Annotated in this window: 2 protein-coding genes and 1 pseudogene; 2 read left to right on the top strand and 1 reads right to left on the bottom strand. The window is 59.0% G+C overall.

Going from position 1 to position 1,810, the window contains the following annotated elements:
• Positions 1-229 (top strand): annotated as a pseudogene (locus tag ABY403_RS16200) (ribosome biogenesis GTPase Der); the annotation flags it as partial.
• Positions 230-506: 277 nt separating this feature from the next.
• Positions 507-1,349 (top strand): hypothetical protein, encoded by an 843-nt coding sequence (locus tag ABY403_RS16195; RefSeq protein ID WP_372841842.1) that lies wholly within the window; start codon positions 507-509, stop codon positions 1,347-1,349.
• A 55-nt stretch (positions 1,350-1,404) separates the two neighbouring features.
• Here ABY403_RS16195 and ABY403_RS16190 read toward each other — a convergent pair.
• On the bottom strand, positions 1,405-1,810 hold a 406-nt coding region (locus tag ABY403_RS16190; RefSeq protein ID WP_372841841.1), incomplete at its 5' end, for an aminoacyl--tRNA ligase-related protein.

Raw genomic sequence — 1,810 nt, 5'->3', positions numbered from 1 at the left:
CAAAACCCGGCCGCCGGGCTTTGTGGTCATGGCCAGCCACGCCGACAAGATACCTGAAAGCTACTCGCGCTACCTTGTGAATGGCTTGCGCGAAAGTTTCGGGATGCAGGGCACGCCGATCCGGCTGACCTTCCGTGACCAAGGCGGGGCAAACCCGTTCAAGGATCGCAAGAAATCGATTCCATCGCGGCTGCGCAAACACGTGGTTGGGCGCGACAAGCCGTTCTGATCGGTCCTGTGAAACCAAGCTTTCCACCCTGATCTCGCGCGCCGCTTGTGCGTGCATCGGCGCTTTCGCACCACGCGTGTGCTTGCGTTCAAAACATGTGCCTGCAATGCAACTAATTCGGCAAAGCCCCGCAAATACGCGCAATAAACGTTAATAACACCTCGCCATTTTGTATGCTTCGCACACGCGGCAACAAGCATCGGCATGTTTGGGTTCTTAAGCCGTAGGTGAGAATCTGGGCTGTTTCCGTGCTGAGTGTTTTACAGCGGAGAGCGAAATGACCGGCAAACTTTTCCTAGCAATGATGACTAGCGCATTGATCGCGACAGGCGCGCAGGCGCAAGAGTGGCAGTCCTCTGCGGGTGGCGGGCTATTCGTCTCGCAGCGGTCCAGCACCGATACCGATATCGATGGGAATCCGTTCGTTGGAACCTACTTAACCGGCGAGATAGCACGTGATTTCGGGGCGCTTCGGCTTTCGATCGACGGTCGGCTCGAATTCATGAGCGATGGCGGCGAGGACGATGTCTACGTGACCGGCCCATTGCACGCTGGGGTTCTGGGCCTACACCTCGGTAGGGATTTCGGTAAGTTCTATGGCGGCGCTTTCTTGGGCGCGGGCCTGTTTGACGGATACGATTCAGATTCACCGATGTCCGGCACAATAGGCGGGCTAGAGTTCGCTGTTGCGGTTAATGAGATGATCTCGGTGACAGGCCAGCTCGGCTATCTGAATGCGATTGGTGATCCGACCGACAACGAATTTGAAGGCATGATCGCGCGCGTCGGCGTTGATGCTCAGGTCAGCGATAGAACCTTGCTTTCCTTTAGCGCCGAGAACGGTTTTTCCAAGGACTGCTTTGTCGATTGTGGGGACCAACCGGGCGAATACTTTGGCCTGACGGTCGGTGCAGAATACGCGCTGAACGATCGAGTCACGCTGGTCGGTTCACTTACCAGTCTGCGTATCGAAGATTATGACGACCCCGACACCGGAACCGACACGTCGGTGTTCGTTGGTGCGCGGATTGCGTTTGGGGCTGCGGCACCCTCGGGCCCGCGTCTGCACACGCCGATAATGCCGCTGCGCGCTGCCGGTTGGATGGAACCGCTCGACTGACCTGAAAACCGATATGAGAGAACAAAGGCCCCCTCGCGGGGGCCTTTCAATGTGTTCAGGCCAGCACGCCTTCGGCTGTCAGCCGGGTCTTGCCGCCAAGATAGGGGTGCAGTGCCGCAGGCAGGGCGACCGAGCCATCGGCCTCTTGCCCGTTTTCCAAGACCGCGATCAGGCAGCGCCCCACGGCAAGGCCAGAGCCGTTCAGCGTGGCAACGAACTCGGGCTTTCCCCCAGGCGTGCGGTAACGGGCATTCATGCGGCGCGCCTGAAAGCTGCCGCAGGTCGAGACCGACGAGATTTCGCGGTAGGTATTCTGCCCCGGAAGCCAAACCTCTAGGTCATGCGTTTTCTGGCTGCCAAAGCCCATGTCGCCGGTGCACAGAACGATCGTGCGATAGGGCAGGCCCAGTTGCTGCAACACCGCCTCGGCACAAGCTGTCATGCGCTCGTGTTCGGCCAGT

This window comes from Phaeovulum sp. (assembly GCF_041596715.1).
GTDB lineage: Bacteria > Pseudomonadota > Alphaproteobacteria > Rhodobacterales > Rhodobacteraceae > UBA6213.
Note: the sequence above shows the minus strand (reverse complement) of the source record. Positions and strands in the feature narration are given on the sequence as shown.

Excerpts from the sequence above, each read along its gene's own strand:
- ABY403_RS16195 (WP_372841842.1), top strand. The coding sequence starts at position 507 with ATGACCGGCAAACTTTTCCTAGCAATGATGACTAGCGCATTGATCGCG.